Origin of the sequence: Anaerosporobacter sp., assembly GCF_031551385.1 — a bacterium.
Classification (GTDB): domain Bacteria; phylum Bacillota; class Clostridia; order Lachnospirales; family Lachnospiraceae; genus Anaerosporobacter.
In genome coordinates, this window is sequence record NZ_JAVBNS010000264.1 from 23,537 (window position 1) to 41,071 (window position 17,535).

Consider the following 17,535-nt stretch of genomic DNA (forward strand, 5'->3'; position numbering starts at 1 on the left):
GGAGGAGACATATATGGGAAAACGTAGTCTTCTGGCTGTACTCGTCCTAGCTTGCACGCTGATATTTGCGGCTTGTGAATCCCGAAAAGCAGAAACGGTTAAGGAATCGGAGTATTATCTATATTATGTTGATAAAGAGGATACAAAAGTAGTACGTGAAGGTTATGAACATAAGGCAACGGATTCAGAAGCGCTCATAGCGGAGTTTGTTAAAGCACTTGACAAAGAACCAGAGAATTATACGTATCGTAAGGCAAAGCCAGATTCTGTTTTACTTAAGGATTATACCTATAATGGTGGTGGTCAATTAATTCTTAATTTTGAAGTTGGTTATTATGATATTAATGGAATTGCAGAGATTTTGACGCGAGCTGCTATTGTTAAGAATTTTTGTCAAATTGATGGTGTTGATTATGTCGAGTTCTATGTTGCTGGACAACCACTGCGAGATAAAAATGAGAAACCAGTTGGCATGATGACTGCTGAGAATTTCATAGATAATACTGGTGGGGAGACAAAATATAAGCAAAATGCAAAGATATCGTTATTCTTTGCGAATATAACAGGAAAAAAACTAGTAGAATCCAATATTATTGTTAGTTATAATGGTACAATTCCAATGGAACAACTAATTGTAGAGCAATTGATTTCAGGACCATTAAGTGATACGAAATATCCAACAATTCCAGAGGGAACAAAACTTGTGAAAGTAACAGTAAAAGAAGGAATTTGCTATGTCGATTTTAATGAAAAATTCTTAGATAAAATTGAAGGAATTACAGATGACGTTGCCATTTATTCCGTAGTAAATTCCTTAGTAGAAATGCCAACAATTAATAAAGTACAATTTAAAATTAACGGAGAGCTTCGAAAAACATATGGAGAAAGCACAAAGTTTGATGGAACGTTCGAACGAAATCTCGATATTGTAGAAACGACCCAGTAACAGGAGGTGTGTAGTTGATTAAGAGGCCATTATTATGGATCGCTCTTTCCTACATACTAGGCTGCCTACTCTATTCATTGCCGTGGATGGTAGTAGGTGGTATTCTTTTCTTTCTAGTTATCATTCTAGGTATTCTATATTATCATTGCTCGATGAGTGAATATGAGACTAATAGTAAAAAGGGCATAGATAGTAATCTGTTAAGTGATATCCATAAAATATACAAAATGTTTCTGCAAGAGCTTAAAAAGAAAAGAATAAATAGGGAAGACCGATTCCTATTGTTATTACCAATTATAATTTTATTTGCTTATAATAGAATGAATACAATCATAGAACCAACACCGTTTGATACATATTGTGAAAGAACATGTAAAGCGACTGTTGAAGGTAAAATAGTACAAATTACAGAAAATGAAAGAAGCATCTCATATTATTTAGATCATGTTACACTCTATCCAAATCTGGATATTTCAATTCCAATCAAGCAAAAATTACTTGCCTATGCAAGCCTAGATTCTAATTTTAAAGTTGGTAATACCGTTCAATTCACAGGTACGGTGTCACAGCTTTCGAAAGCGACCAATGAAGGGCAATTTGATTCCTATCGTTACTATTTATCACAAAATATTCGATATCAAATGTATGTAGAAACAACAAAATGTATTGATAATTCGTCATCATGGTATGCATCTGCATTAACATCCTTGCGTTCAAAATTAGCGGAAGTATATCAAGGTATTCTTCCAGCGAAAGAGACAGGGATAATACAAGCGATGTTACTTGGGGAAAAGCAAGTCATCGATGGAGAAGTTAAAAATCTATATCAGAAAAATGGAATTGCTCATATTCTTGCAATCTCTGGTCTGCATGTAAGTTTTCTTGGTTTACTTTTATATAAATTCTGCAAGAAAATTGGTTGCTCTATCATTCTGAATACAAGTATCGTCACGATTGTAATTATTAGCTATGGCATTATGACTGGTTTTAGTGTATCAACAAATCGAGCTGTTGTGATGTTACTTGTATCATTATTCGCAATTGTCATTGGCCGTACCTATGATATGCTTTCTGCGATATCGTTAAGTGCTCTAATGATTCTAATCCAAAACCCAATGCAATTATATAATACAGGGTTTCAGCTATCGTTTCTTGCAGTATGTACGTTGGCTGTGTTTGGGGAAGTATATGAGAAGTTGAAGGAGGAGAATAAGGGAAAAAATGATGGTGAGAATAAAGTAGAAAACAGCAATAGAAAATGTAGACATGGAGATTCCTATAAGGGAAAACAAAAGCGAAACGAAGAACAGCAAAAAAAATTCAACATAGAGAAACTGTGCATAGAAAAATTATTGAATTTAATTAAAATGCTTCGAAAAGCATGTATCAATCAAAAGCTTGATAATGTACTTCTAGCAATTGATGAATCACTCTACAGGAGATTCAAATTAAAAGAATCAAATCGTGGAAAGGCATTGCAAGCGAGTATGTTTATTACAGCTATAACAGCACCTATATTAGCTACAAACTATTGTGAGATACCAAGCTATAGCATCTTGCTGAATTTGTTCGTTCTTCCGTTAATGTCGATTTTAATGACACTTGGAGTTGTAGCTGGATTAATGGGATTATGGTGGATTGACTTAGCGAAGATACTAGGTTATGGAATCACGTGTATCTTGAATATTTATGAGATATTATGCAAGGCATTTGCCAAGTTACCGTTTCATCTTGTTTTGACGGGAAAGCCAAGTCTCGCACAGATTGTATTTTATTATGGAATGCTTATAGGAATTATAGTGATTGTAGTAATAACGAGGCGTAGGAAGTTAATATACCTAGTGGCATTCTTGTGGATTGTTTTACTTCGATTACCGACTTCTGATCTAACAATGACGATGTTAGATATCTCACAAGGAGATAGCATTTATATTAATACACCAAATGGAGTATCTATTCTTGTAGATGGTGGAAGCTCTGATGTAAAGGAGATTGGAAAATATAGAATAGAACCATTTCTAAAGGCAAACAGAATAAGAAATATTGATTATGCCATCTTGACGCATATGGATACTGACCATATCAATGGGATTATGGAAATCATGGAGAGAATGCCAGATGTAAAGCAAGTGAGTGTTATGAACAATGGGCAGCAGTATATATTAAAATCTCTTGTATTTTATGATGGGCAAGTGGGAATTCAGAATCTTATATTGCCAAAGACGAGTTTGGTTGATGAGACATATACGAAAATAGAAGAGTTAGCAGTAAGAAAGGGAATTGTATTACATTATTTTGGTAAGGGAGATGTGATAGCGGAAGGAGAATTAACGATTACTTGTTTGCATCCATATTTAGATTATAATACGGATTCAAAGAATGATACTTCTGTTGTGTTAGAGCTTAGTTATGGTAAGTTTAATGCTTTATTATTGGGAGATTTAGAAAGTGGTGGTGAGAAGGAGTTGATAAAACTTCTGAAGGGAGATTCGGCATTAAGTACAAATCAGCCGACTTTGAAGAAAAAGCAGTATGATATTATCAAGATTGCTCATCATGGATCGAAGTATTCTACAACAGAGGAATTCTTAACCTATTATGATGCTAAGTTTGCATGGATATCAAGTGGCTACAATAATAGATATGGGCATCCGCATAGGGAACTACTAGAGCGATTAGAGAAAAATCAGATTCTATATAAATGGACAGTAAAGGAGGGAGCGATAACGATAAGGACAGATGGGGAAAGGATGTGGGAGGAGTAAGAGATTAGAAGCTATCAAAAGAAGTTGAGGGAATGTTACTTGAAAGAATGGCTTGAGGAGGTATAATATAAATAGTGAAGATTGTAGAAATTCTTATCAAGAAGAATGTGTGAAGACAAATTGAGCTTAGACGAATATATACAAATAGAAAGCGATGAGAGTAATGGGGAAGAACGCAAAGAGTATAGAACAGAAGAATGAAAACATAAAAGATAAAAAAACCTCTCAAGTAACAGACATGACAAACGGCAGTATAACAAACCATCTTTTGAGATATGCAATTCCTTTAATACTAGGGAATCTATTTCAATTAACTTACAATGCAGTAGACTCCATTATAGCAGGTAGATTTATTGGAAAAGAGGCACTTGCATCTATCGGGATTGCAAATCCCGTTATGAATATGATTATCCTTGGGATATCAGGAATATGCATGGGTGCAGGGGTGCTGATGAGTGAATTCTTTGGAGCTAGAGACTATAAAAAACTAAAGAAAGAGATGTCTACGGCAGTTTTATTTGGACTTTACTTTTCTGTTATTCTAATGGTTACAGGTATGGTATGTTCAAAACCTTTATTGCAGTTGTTGCGTGTTCCTAAGGAGTTATTACCAATGGCAACAACCTATCTGCGAATTACATTTATAGGAGCTCCTTTTACATACTTTTATAACGCATTAGCATCGGCATTAAAAAGTGTAGGAGACTCCAAAACACCATTAAAATTTCTTATGTTTTCAGCCATATTGAATGGCGTATTAGATGTGATTTTTATTGGATTTCTCGGTTTTGGAATTGTATGTTCCGCAACAACGACAGTAATTGCGGAAGCGGTATCTGCAATCCTATCAATTTGGTATGTATACAAAAACATACCAATGCTTCAGATTAAGCGTGGAGAGTTTGTGATAGATTCACAGTTGTTAAAGCGAACCCTTCAATATGGTTCTGTGACGGCACTTCAGCAGTCTTGTCAACCGTTAGGAAAGCTATTAATTCAAGGTTCTGTCAACACACTTGGTATTGATACGATTGCGGCATATAATGCGGTAACGAAGATTGATGATTTCGCATGTACACCGGAACAAAGTATCTCGCATGGTATTACAACGTTTGTAGCGCAAAACAGGGGGGCAAATCAGACGAAGCGAATCAAAAGCGGTTTCCTAACAGGGCTTCGCATGGAGTTTTTATACTGGATAGGAATTTGTCTTGTTACAATACTCTGTCGGACAGGTTTTGTGTCACTGTTTGTAGATGGCGGAGGTTCTTCAAGCATTATAGAAATCGGTAGTCAGTATCTATTGGTTATGGCATTCTTTTATATATTTCCTGCATTTACGAATGGGGTGCAGGGATATTTTCGAGGTATGGGGAAGATGAATATCACGTTTCTAGGTACATTAATACAGACTTCCTTACGAGTTGTGTTCACATGGATCTTCGTTCCATGGTTTGGGATTTTAGGAATCGCCTTCGCATGTGCAGTTGGCTGGAGTGTTATGTTGCTAGTGGAGGTGCCATTGATTTGGATAATAGATAAGAGACGTGCATAAAAGACTTGTAAAATGAAATTATTCTGGATAAAATATAACGTGAAGGATATAAAACAGATAGCAGTAACGACAAAATAATAATATAGATAGGTATGTAAATATTACAGGGAGTTTAGTGTGAAAGATAATATTTTCATACGCAAATTTGCACCTGCAATTAAAAGTATGCAGGTTATGAGAAAGGCATAGTTATTAAAATGAAATCTATTAAAGAAGATATTAAATCAAACAATTTTAAGCCAGCGTATTTACTTTATGGCAGTGAGATTTATTTGAAAAATCTATATAAGAACAAGTTAAAAGTAGCGATGATTGGTGAAGAAGAGTCCATGAACTACTCTCATTTTGATGGGAAGGGAATTGATGTTCCGAGTGTAATTGGAATTGCTAATACGTTACCATTCTTTGCTGAGCGACGTGTCATTGTTATTGAGAACAGTGGTTTCTTTAAAAATGCGAGTGATTTGGCAGATTATATGAAGGATATTCCAGAGACGACACATTTTATATTCGTGGAAGAAGAAGTGGACAAGCGAAACCGTATGTATAAAGCATTAAAAGACATAGGGCACATTTCGGAAATGAATGGTATGGATGAAGCAATTTTAAAGTTGTGGGTTGCTTCACTATTATCGAAAGATAAAAAGAAGGTTACAGAGAGAACGTTAATGTATCTTCTAAACAAAACAGGTTCTGATATGGAAAATCTACAGACAGAGATTGAGAAACTTGTCTGCTATGCAATGGAACGAGATGTTATAACAGAAGTGGATATTGATGCGGTATGTACAACACAATTAGAGAATAAGATATTCCAGATGATTGATGCAATTGCAAGTAAACGGCAAGAACAAGCTCTTGCTCTGTATTATGATTTATTAGCATTAAAAGAAAAACCAATGTCAATTCTATTCTTAATTACAAGGCATTTTAATATCTTATTGCAAATCAAAGAGATGAAACGACTTAATATGGCGAATGCGGCAATGGGGCAGAAGGCAGGTGTTCCACCATTTGCAGTAAATAAGTATCTAACACAGATCAATAATTTCACGACACCCGTACTGAAGGAAGCTGTAACGTATTGCGTTGATATAGAAGAAATGATAAAAACGGGACGATTGATTGATAAAATCGGAGTAGAGATGCTGATTGTAAAGTATAGTGCAAAGACGGATTCTAGGCAGCAGGCGTAGGGAAAATAAAAAAGAAAGCTTCTCTAAAAAGAAAAGCTTTGATAAAGGAGCGCTATTGTAAGTGGGCAAAGCCATGCTGTTTTAATATTAATAAATTATAGCATGCTCTTCTGTAGCAGTAACACTACTTTTTTTCTTACGAATTAACGCAAATCCAATTGTAATACCGATTGAAACAATTAAAATACCAAGTAATACGATTACATTTTTCCAAATAAGAATGGAATCACCAGTGCCACTAATTGCTTCTTTGAATAACTGTACAGAATAAGTCATTGGCATAAAAGGATACATAATCTTAAAGAAGCTCGGTAATGTTTCAATAGGGAATGTACCACCACAGGAAGCTAATTGTATGATTAGTAATGCAATCGCTAAAAACTTTCCAATGTTGCTGAAGAAGAATAAAAATAGTTGTATGATAGCGATAAATACCATAGATACTAAGCAACAGGAAACAAAATACAAAGGCATATTATTAATGCTAAGTCCCAATGCAAGTGTTAATACTACACATAATATAAGTGCTTGTAATAAGCCAATTCCTAGGTAAGCAAAGCTTCTCTTAACTACACGTGTAGATCTTCTTGATAATAAATTGAAATGATTATCAGGGTCAAAATATATTCCGAAGAAAATCATCAATCCGCCAACCCATAAGGAAAGGGACATAAAGTATGGTGCAAATGCAGTACCATAGTTAGGAACAGGAGCATAAGCAGCCGATTCTATTGTAACAGGATTAGCAGCATACTCATTCAGGTTATCTAAGCTAGCCATTTTATCATTAGCAGTAGTAATAGATGAGCTTACTTTATCATTGGCAGTTTGGATACCATCAGCTAATTGCTTTGTACCATCATTTAATGTAGAAGTACTAGACTGTAAAGTAGCAGTACCATCGTTCAACGTATTAGCGCCATCGTTAATTTGTGATGCACCGCTATCTAACTTCGATGCTCCATCAGCAAGAGAGGTAATACCAGCAGAAAGGGTAGATAACCCTTTGGATAAAGTGTTAGAACCTTCGTATAAACTGTCTGTTCCAGTTACTAATTTCTTGCTTGATTTTTCAAGTGTATCTAATCCTTTTTGCAAGTCACTTGCACCTGTTGTTAAAGCTGCTGAACCTTGTCTGGCAGTAGTTAACCCTTGTTTAATTTGAGTAATACCAGCTTTTAGATCAGTAAGGTTTTGTGTACTAGTTGATAAAGTAATAGCCCCAGTTTTTAGTGTAGAAGCACCTTGTTTTAGTGTAGTAGAGCCTTGGCGAAGTGTTTGCATATGTTCTAGATTCTCTTTACTTGTTAATTGAGAAACAATTGTTTGAAGCGTAGTATCACCTGTAGCAGTAGCGTATTCATTTAATGTGTTTGTTAATGCAGATACGGTATCTAATAAGGTGTCTACACCAGATGTATAGGACGTGATTCCTTCTGCTAAAGAAGAAACGCCAGTAGAAAGTGAAGTAGCACCATCTTGTAAGTCAGTAAGCTTATTTGCTCCAGTTTCTAGTTTGGTAGCACCTTCTAGTAAAGTATCAATACCTTTGTTTAAGGTTGCCATATTTGTTGCAAGTGAGGTACTTCCAGCAGAAGCAGATTTTATTCCTGAATGAAATGCTTTCATATTCGTTGATAAGCTACCTAAACCTTGATTTAAAGTTTTTCCACCTGTGATAATCTCTTGAACACCATTTTGCAAACTTGTTGAACCAGTAACTAATGAGGAAGTACCTTCTTTTAGTGTAGTTGTTGCATTAGCTAGAGTGTCAGTACCTGCGTGTAGGTCTTTCGAAGCATCTGCAAGTTTCATAGTTCCATCGGATAATTTAGTAGCACCATCTTGTAAAGTTGATAGACCATCAGATAGTGTTTGCAATTGTTCTGGTACATCGGTTAATTGTGCTGATAATGTACTTACGATTTCATCATCAACAGAAGAACGTAGAGACTTTTCGATTTTTTCAATTGCAGTATTGAGAATTTGGGAAGCTAAATAATTTTTTTTCTCATTAGAGGAGTAAGTGATTGTTGCTGTTTGCTTACTTGCTGTACTAGAAGAAGCAATGTCCTCTGAAAAATTACTAGGAATTATGATAACTGCATAATAATCGTTAGCTTTCAAACCATCATTAGCAGTTTTTGCATCTGTAAAGGAAAATTTCAAAGATGAATCTTCTTTTAGTGTATCACACATTTCTTGACCGAGATTTCTATCTATATCATTGATAGTAGCACCAGTATCTTCATTAACGACTGCCACAGGAACTTGATCTAGTTTGGCATAAGGATCCCAAAATGCACCAAGATAGAAATAACTATAGAGTAGTGGAATAATGATAACGCCTAGTAAAATAATATAAGGTATAAATGATTTTTTTGGATTTGATTTGTTCATATGAATACCTTGACTCCTTTCTTAATATAAGGAAAATTCCCTTCGCTAGTTAGTATATTGCGAAGGGAGAAAGATGTAATTATACAAATATATTCTGGTGTCGTGATTTACGACAAATAGATTGTTTTGTCTAGATTACTAGGAGTCAAAATTGCAATTGCTAATTGGATTTGTCATTGCTTTTCATCTAAAGAAGAGTGGTTGGTTGCGTATTGTTTACATTTGTTCACGATAGATACAATCTTTTTCTTTAGTTCAAGTGGAGAATGTATCATACCATCTTTAATCCACCATATAATACTATCGACAACACCGTAGGAGAGAAAGCGAGCAAGAAATTTTTTGTCTTCTTGGGGTAATATAGTATAATCACCATTCATATGTTCGATGATGCCACAAAAGAGAGTTTCTGATATATGTAAAAGGTAATCTCTGAATTCTTCTTGAAAAGAGTGATTAATTGCATTCCGATAAAAGGTATCATTTTCTTTTATGATAGTGAGCATGCTATAAAGGTTATCAGGCCATGTATCAAAGGATAACTCATCTGTTAATACTTGAATAACTTCCGTATAGAAAATCCAATTTAACAATTCGTATTTGTCATGAAAATGATAGTAAAACGTTTGACGATTAAGGTCACATGTTTTCGTAATATCAAGAATAGTAATTTTGTCAAAGGTTTTTTCGTTCATTAATTGTTTGAATCCTGTTGCTATCGCTTGTTTGGTTATCATTGATTCTGACATAATATAGAATGCCTCCTGTAATATAAAAATTGAGTTGCAGACAGTATAATCGGTAAAGAACCTCTAATCAAGTTAAGATGTTGTCAGAAAAGTAACACTTGTTAATCGTTTGGAGTGTAAAGAGGTTAATTTTGGATTACTTTCTGCCGATAACTATGGTAAATAGGCGTATATAGTATGATGGCAAGTTAAAAAAGGGTGTGCCATCCTATGATGGGAGGAAGATAGAATGAATATTCAAGTGAATAGTGGAAGAGATAATAGTAAAAATGCAATGCATGGACGTGTTACATCAGGTGGTAAGGGGCTTGATAAACTTGTTAAGGAAAGACAGAAAAAGAGTGATAAACAAGGGAAAACAGTTAAAGTATCTGAATTGACATTGACACAAGATACCGTGGTACAAAAAAGATTACAGGCAAGAAAGAGTGCAATGAAAAAAATTGGAGATACATTCTCAAAACAGTTGAAGATAGATCAAGATATTACGGCACGCCAAGATCATATTGTTGAGTTAGAGAAGGATATATTAGGTGCAAGAGCAGGGCTAGATCAGATTACAGAAAGCAAAGCAAAATTGGCAGAAGAATATGAAGGTAGACTAGACAGCGATGAATATAAAGTAGAACTAAAAAAGTTAAATGATGCTGAAGATGAATGGAAGAGTAGAGTTCAAACGGCAGTAAATGCAAGAGATGGCGAGAGTGCTACAATTGAAGCGATTCACCAAGCATTATTAAAATCAGATCCAATGGTGAACACGATGAAAGAAGCAGATAAAATTCTAGATGCTGCGAACAAGGAAATTATAGGTGAACTAATTGATGAAGCGAAAGAATCTGTAGATGAAGATTTAGAAGAAACAATAGAAGAAGCGAAGAAGATTAAAGAAGAAAAGGAAGAGGAAGAGAAGAAAGAAGTCGAGAGAGAACACAAAAGAGACGAATTAGAAAACAGAACGGAAAGTGCGAAGAGTTCGAAAGAAATCTCTGTTGAGAATAGTAGTATAAGAGAAGCAACTGAGACAATTCAGACTGTAGATGCGACACATAATAAAATTCAGAAAGAAATAAAGATTCTTGTTAAAACACAACAGCTTCTTGAAGAAGATTTGAAAGGGTTAGAAGTAAATCAACAAATATAATAAATGAAGAAGGGGCTGTTGCACTGGAAATTAGTGTGGCAGCTTTTTTATTATTAGCAAACTTCTCAAATCCAAAGAAATAGTGTATACTGAATTAGAAATAAAAAAGGCGTAACAAAAGAGCGAAGGACAACTCCTAATTGTGGTTGTTTTACCCCTTCAGGGTTCTCCTCTTAATACTCCAAAACCTTTATTCACTAATAGATAGTTCAATCGATACATAATCTCTTTAGAGTCGCCTGTTTCAATAATTACATCATTTGAATTCTTAATAAATGGATTAAAATCCATTCCATATCTACTCGTATAATCAATTAATTCTGCCCTCCTGTAAGTTTTACTCTCTCCCTTTTTATTAATGAGTTTTCTTGTTTGTTAAGTAACTTTATTTCGGTCAGTTCTTCTGTGGTTTTGTTCACTACATAGATTTTATTTAAATCGGGAGTATATCGTATTGTGATTATTTGCTTTGCATAACGATAGTCCACTTCATATTCAATTTCATCAATTAGTATGACATAGTCTGCTGATACACGTCTTTCACATTCGAGCAGAAAGGACTTCTCTATTTGTTCCTGTGTGAGTCGCTTTATTATAGAAGACTCCTGAAAGAAACGATCCTGTGGAGATAAGCCATTTAAAGAGGAATGAACCTTTTGGTTATACTCATTTACGTATTCTGCTAAGCTGGTACGTAATTCATCAAGACTTTTGTATTCGTTCCAGCTCAACTGTGCCATCCAATGATCCTTAAGGGTTCGAAACCATCTCTCAATTTTTGCTTTACTCGTTGGAGTATAAGGTGCACAGTAATTAAGAACAACTCCGATTCGTGCGGATAGTAGCTCTACTTGCTTGTTTTTATAGGAAGCACCATTGTCAAAGTTCAATATTTTAGGATTTCCAAATCTGGTGACTGCTGACTTAAGTACTGACATAAGATTCACATAGTTATCATTGAAAAAAGCGTTAATACCAACAATATATCGAGAGGCATCATCAAGTAGAGCAATGATGTAAATTCTTTGTTTTTTACCATCTATCTTTAAGTAAGGACCAACACTACTATCACCACACCAAACCAAACTTCATTGATATGTGCACGTTCATAACGTCGCATATCTTTATTCGAGGTATTTTTCATTTCAAGATTTAGCTGATTAATATATCTTGTTATTGTGGAAAGAGAGATTTCTCATTTGTTAATGGTTCCATTTGCAAGCAGTTTTTGGTGAATCAACGTAGATGGAAGTCGCGGATATTCCAGTTTCAGATACTTGATTTGTGCTATCATGTCACTATCAAGTTTTCGTGAGACACCAGTATCACATCTTCTTTGCGGCATCAGTGCATCAAAACCTTCTTTCTTCTGTATTCATGTAGTTCAACCTCCTTGAAATAGTTATACTAAGAAGTCTATAGGATGGAAAACAGATAGTAAAATAAGGCTATGTGGGTTTAGGAAAATAATATATTAATGTGAAGACTGTACTGGTTGCGCTCACAAAGCCACGCGTATAAAAGGTAATAATTGTAAGGTTTCCCTTAGAGATAGAACTAAGATTTTGCAGGTTGCTAAAAAATTTAATCAAAAAAGAAAAGAAGATATTTAAGCAGGGGCTCATCCAATGTATTGGCTGAAAGCACACTGATGGCAATGGCTCGTAACATAAATAAACTTCATAATAAAATACAAGCTGGCAAAACAGGTCATCATCTATTCAAAGTTAAAATAGCATAAATTATAATTTTTCAAAAAAGGTTTCATTCAAATGAAAACGTCTGTTAAAGTTCGTCTTATTTTCCATAGTGCAAATTAAACAAAAGAATTTCAATAAGAAAGTACCAAAAGAGAAGCTATCGCTTCAAGATTTTTTAATCTTTAAAGCGACAGCCCCTTTTTATGATATTTTAATGGGATTAAAAGGATAATACGGAATAAATTTTACATGGAATTTTACGATTATGACGTAGAGAAAAAAAGATTAAAGATGAATGCTATTATAAAAAATAAAAAGAGGAGGGTAAATATATGATTGATGTTATTATGTTTCCTTATGCTGGTAGCATAGGTTATGCGTATCAAAAGATCTTATCATACTTTAATCGTAAACGATATCGTATACATATGATGGATTTAAATGGTAGAGGAGAGCGTATGGAGTATCCTAAATATCATAGTTGGAATCAAATGGTTGAGGATATGTTTCACCGAACGCAGAAAATAATTAGCAACGCAGGGAACAAATATGTATTGTTTGGACATAGCATGGGATCAAAAATAGCATATGATGTATATTTGAAAATAGTAGCGAATGAAATGATTCCACCACAATGTATATTCTTTTCCGGCTGTCAGATTCCAAGCTTAGAAAATAACTATGGAGAATTATATAGTTTACCAGAAGATGAATTTGAAAAGGAATATATTGAACTGGGGGGAGTACCAAAAGAGGTGTTACAGAATCAAGACTTCAAAGAAATTATTTTTGAGTCAATAAAAGAGGACGTAAAATTGCTAACACAATATCGACCAAAAAGAAATAAAATAAAGGATAAAGTTGTGGTTCTGAACGGAGATGAAGATGAGATAAGTGAAAAATCGGATTGGAAAGAACAATGTGAAGATCTAGTCTATCGAATGTATAACGGAAATCATTTTTTTATTTTTCAATCAGGAAGAGAAGTAGTTAGTGAGATATGTGGATTAATTGATGGACAAGCAAAGAAATATGCCAGTATATAAAAAATATGGGAAACCAAAGGATAAGAGAATAATAAAGGTGAGAGGATAAAAAAATGTGTAGAAAATATTACATGAGTTCAATTCAAAAAAGATTATATATTATTAATCAAGTAGAAAGTGGCATTTCATATAATACGCCTAAAATATTCAGTGTTACTGGAAGTATTGATAGAGATAAGATGAAGGAGGCATTTGAAAAGTTAGTTGATAGATACGAATTGCTCAGGACAACGTTTGAAGATGATGGAGATTCATTTTACCAAGTGATACACGAAGAGGTAGATTGTGTGGTACAAGATTTTTCTTCGGATAAAATGCTTGAGGATATAGTGAATGAATTTCTTAGACCATTTGAATTGAGTAAGGCACCATTAATGAGAATTGGCATAGTTCGAGGGATAGAGCGAGAATATCTTATTGTAGATTTCCATCATATTATTTGTGATGCTGCATCAGTATATATCTATATGGAAGATTTGCTTTCTTTTTATGGAGGACAGACATTAGAACCTCTTGAGTTACAGTACAAAGACTATGCAGCGTGGCAGCTACAAAAGGATATGAGTGATGCAAAAGAATTTTTGGAAAATGCACTTAAAGTAGAACCGGAAAGGGTTGACTTAAAAACAGATTATTTACGTCCTAATGAATTTAAAACAGCGGGAAACACATATCATGAGTTTTCGAATAGTAGCTTAAATGAAAAAGTAAAAAAAATGTGTAGTCAATATAATTTGAGTGAATTTGCAGTTTGCCTTGCAGGATTCTTCTCCTTCTTGGCTCGCTATGTTTCTCAAAAAAATATTACATTAGGAATACCGATGGCGAATAGAATGCATGAAGCTACTTTTGATATGCCTGGAATGTTTGTGAATACCGTTGTAATTTCAGAAGACGTAGATGTCAGCATATCATTTATGGAGTTTGCACATAAAATACAAGATGATTTATATCAGGTATTAGAATATCAAGATTATCCATTTGATAGTCTGGTTGAATATTTAAAAGTACAACGTGATCCATCAAGAAATCCGCTTTTTGACATTATGTTTGTCTATGAGGGTGGAAGTGATGGAGGTCGTCTTGCAACAGAAGATTTCTCATTGGAAGAGGTTAAAGAGTTTGGATATAACCAAGCAAAGTTTGATTTAACATTTTCTGTTTTCGGTGAAAATGATAACTATGATATTTCGTGGGAATATTGTACCGAGTTGTTTGGCGAAAAAACAATAGAGTATATGCATAATATATTCAAAATATATTTTTCAAATCTATTGGATAATAGTACATCGGCTATGAATGATTGTGCATTACTTGATGAGAGAGAAGAAACTCATATATTTGAGAAGTTAGAATATAAACCACATCAGATATTCAAGAAATCATTGCTAAATGTATTTGAAGACAATGTTAGAGATATACCGGAAAAACTTGCATTGATGGAAAAAAACAGGGTAATGACATTTGCTGAACTAGATGCTATATCAAGTAGAATTGCCAACTATATTAAGCGTAATCTACAATGCGAAAGACCTGTAGTTGCAATGTTGTTTGATAGGTCCATAGATACTATTGTAACAATTTTAGCGGTATTAAAGTCTGGAGCTGCTTTTTTGCCAATAGAACCGTCATTGCCAATAGAGAGAATAAACTACATTCTAAAAAATAGTGAAGCTGAATGTGTAATTACCAACATTAAACGAAACGAAGACTTTTTCTGTAAAGTAATAGAATTTGAAGAAATAAAAGTGTTATCTAAGAAAGAAAATAGTGTTTGCGACTGCCAGAAGTTAGATGAGAATAGATTGGTTTATATTATATATACATCTGGTTCAACTGGAAATCCTAAAGGCGTAGGTATAAATGAATCTAGTTTAATGAATTATTTGGATTGGGCGGCATTAGAATACATACATGGTTCTGAAGATTGCTTTGGATTTTATTCACCTCTATCTTTTGATTTAACAATAACATCAGTATTTTTACCACTATTACATGGTCTAAGTATGCATATATATTATGCAGATGATTATGCTTCATCATTGATGGATTTGATTGAGGAGAATAAGGTTACAATTCTTAAACTCACACCTTCTCATATGAAGATGATTAACCAGATGGATATAGAAAATACGAACATCCATACTTTCATAGTAGGTGGTGAAGAACTGACAGTACAAACTGCAACGGAAACAGAGGAAAAAATAAATCATTCTGTTTCAATAATTAATGAATATGGTCCTACAGAGGCAACAATAGGTTGCTGTTATCATAAGTTTGACGTTGATAATGATGTCACGAACGTATCAATAGGACGACCAATCGCAAACACACAATTATATGTGTTGGATGAACAAAGAAATATGTTGCCGTATGGTGTTACAGGAGAATTATATATAGCTGGAGAGGGCCTAGCAGTAGGGTATTATAACAATGAGAAAATGACAAATGAAAAATTTGTGGAAAATCCGTTTGAAAGCGGTAAAAAAATGTATGCAACAGGTGACTTAGCATATAAAAACTTTGATGGAAAGTATACTTACTGTGGAAGAAAAGACACTCAAACTAAGTTGAGAGGATTTAGAATAGAGTTAGAAGAAGTGGAAAAAATAGCAAGGCGGGAAGCAGATGCATCTGAGGCCTTTGCAATGATATATAAAAATAATGAAAGCGACTATCTATGTGCTTATCTAGTTGGAGGAATTAAGGATTTCGAGATAATAAAGGAGAAGATGAGAAAATATCTTCCGGATTATATGGTTCCTTCATTTTTTGTTACAGTTGACCAGATACCATTAACAACAAATGGTAAAGTGGATAAGAAAAGATTACCTATGCCAGATATTACGATAGGAAGAGAATATATTGCTCCTCGCACAGCGAAAGAAGAGGAACTGCTATCCGTATTTTCTGAGGTATTGGGAGTGAAGATAGGATTAGGAGATTATTTCTTTGAAGTAGGAGGCGATTCAATTAAAGCAATCAGAGTTGTCTCAAAGATTAAGGAAAAAGGTTATAAAATATCATTACGTGAAATAATGTCAAGACAACCTATGGAAAAAACTATTTCGACAGTTCGGGAAAAAGAAAGTGCAAGTGTTGAATATAAGGAAATGTGCGGTAAATATGAAAATTCATTTATTCAAGAAAAATTCTGGAATAGTAAATTAGCAATCCCTGAACATTTTAATCAGTCTGTTTTGTTGGAGGCTGCTAATGGTGTTACTGGTGATATTATAGGTAAATGTTTTGAAAAGCTAGTGAAGAATCACGATATGCTAAGAGCAAAATTTCCAGAAAAAGTTTTAGAAATTAAAAATAATACTGAGGATAGACTATTTGGCTTGCAAGAATTTTATTTTTCAGATGAAGGTGTAGATTATGAAACTATTATTTATGAGAATACAAAGAGTTTAAATGCAAGTTTTGATTTAGCTAATGGTCCGCTTATCAAGGCATTATTATTGAGATTTCAAACAAAAACCTTTCTTTATATTACGATTCATCATTTAATTGTAGATAGTGTTTCATGGGGGATTTTATTGGATGATTTAAACTCATATTATGGTGAGTTAATCGAGGATAAAGAGGAATATAAGCCGATACGAAGTGCCTCATATGCAGAATGGAATAATAATTTGAAAGATTTGAATCATAGCATTAGTGTCTTGCGAGAAATCGACTATTGGGATCGAATAGAGGAGTATATAGGTAACAATATTGAAGAATATAGCTATAGTAGAACTGATAAATTAATGTTAGAGCCTATAGAGTTTGACGAAGGGATAACAAAGCTACTAATAAGCAAAGCAATTCTTCCATATAAGATGGAAGTTAAAGATATTATAATTACAGCACTTCTGCGTGCAATGAAGAAAGTTTATAACGATAGTAATCAAGTTATATCGATGGAGTCACATGGTCGACAAAATGATTATATTAACATTGATATAGATAGAACGATTGGGTGGTTTACAAGTTTTTATCCTGTAATGTTTGAACAGATTGGAGAAGAACAATCTCAAGATTTAGTA

The 17,535-nt window shown here is 34.0% G+C and carries 12 protein-coding genes; 7 read left to right on the forward strand and 5 right to left on the reverse strand.

Annotated features, from left to right (window positions below):
- Positions 1–13: 13 nt before the first annotated feature.
- From RMR19_RS19905 to holA, 4 genes are all read left to right on the forward strand, one after another.
- Positions 14–946 (forward strand): GerMN domain-containing protein, encoded by a 933-nt coding sequence (locus RMR19_RS19905; RefSeq protein WP_310605253.1) that lies wholly within the window; start codon positions 14–16, stop codon positions 944–946.
- 14 nt (positions 947–960) lie between these two features.
- The gene (locus RMR19_RS19910; protein WP_310605254.1) at positions 961–3,711 is read left to right on the forward strand and encodes a ComEC/Rec2 family competence protein; all 2,751 of its coding nucleotides are present in this window, start codon (positions 961–963) and stop codon (positions 3,709–3,711) included.
- Positions 3,712–3,949: 238 nt separating this feature from the next.
- On the forward strand, positions 3,950–5,266 hold the full coding sequence (locus RMR19_RS19915) for an MATE family efflux transporter (RefSeq protein ID WP_310605267.1): 1,317 nt from the start codon (positions 3,950–3,952) through the stop codon (positions 5,264–5,266).
- 197 nt (positions 5,267–5,463) lie between these two features.
- A complete protein-coding gene (gene holA / locus RMR19_RS19920) occupies positions 5,464–6,462 on the forward strand; it encodes a DNA polymerase III subunit delta (protein WP_310605255.1) in 999 nt (332 codons plus the stop codon).
- An 87-nt stretch (positions 6,463–6,549) separates the two neighbouring features.
- On the opposite strand, the gene RMR19_RS19925 is transcribed toward holA, so the two are convergent.
- Together RMR19_RS19925 and dhaS are read right to left on the reverse strand one after the other, a co-directional pair.
- Positions 6,550–8,862: a YhgE/Pip domain-containing protein gene (locus RMR19_RS19925; protein WP_310605256.1), complete on the reverse strand. Its 2,313-nt coding sequence runs from the start codon at positions 8,860–8,862 to the stop codon at positions 6,550–6,552.
- A 173-nt stretch (positions 8,863–9,035) separates the two neighbouring features.
- Complete coding sequence (gene dhaS, locus RMR19_RS19930; RefSeq protein WP_310605257.1) at positions 9,036–9,611, reverse strand: dihydroxyacetone kinase transcriptional activator DhaS; 576 nt, start codon at positions 9,609–9,611, stop codon at positions 9,036–9,038.
- A 229-nt stretch (positions 9,612–9,840) separates the two neighbouring features.
- On the opposite strand from dhaS, the gene RMR19_RS19935 reads away from it, so the two are divergent.
- Positions 9,841–10,755 (forward strand): hypothetical protein, encoded by a 915-nt coding sequence (locus RMR19_RS19935; protein WP_310605258.1) that lies wholly within the window; start codon positions 9,841–9,843, stop codon positions 10,753–10,755.
- Positions 10,756–10,914: 159 nt separating this feature from the next.
- On the opposite strand, the gene RMR19_RS19940 is transcribed toward RMR19_RS19935, so the two are convergent.
- From RMR19_RS19940 to RMR19_RS19950, 3 genes are all read right to left on the reverse strand, one after another.
- Positions 10,915–11,046: a hypothetical protein gene (locus tag RMR19_RS19940; protein ID WP_310605259.1), complete on the reverse strand. Its 132-nt coding sequence runs from the start codon at positions 11,044–11,046 to the stop codon at positions 10,915–10,917.
- Between the two features lie 23 nt (positions 11,047–11,069).
- Positions 11,070–11,840 (reverse strand): DDE-type integrase/transposase/recombinase, encoded by a 771-nt coding sequence (locus RMR19_RS19945; protein ID WP_310605260.1) that lies wholly within the window; start codon positions 11,838–11,840, stop codon positions 11,070–11,072.
- A 110-nt stretch (positions 11,841–11,950) separates the two neighbouring features.
- Positions 11,951–12,100: a hypothetical protein gene (locus RMR19_RS19950; protein WP_310605261.1), complete on the reverse strand. Its 150-nt coding sequence runs from the start codon at positions 12,098–12,100 to the stop codon at positions 11,951–11,953.
- A 687-nt stretch (positions 12,101–12,787) separates the two neighbouring features.
- Between RMR19_RS19950 and RMR19_RS19955 the strand changes: the two genes are divergently transcribed.
- Together RMR19_RS19955 and RMR19_RS19960 are read left to right on the forward strand one after the other, a co-directional pair.
- Positions 12,788–13,501 carry a thioesterase II family protein gene (locus tag RMR19_RS19955; protein ID WP_310605262.1) on the forward strand — a complete coding sequence of 238 codons (714 nt, stop codon included), beginning with the start codon at positions 12,788–12,790 and terminating at the stop codon, positions 13,499–13,501.
- A 71-nt stretch (positions 13,502–13,572) separates the two neighbouring features.
- On the forward strand, positions 13,573–17,535 hold a 3,963-nt coding region (locus RMR19_RS19960; RefSeq protein WP_310605263.1), incomplete at its 3' end, for an amino acid adenylation domain-containing protein.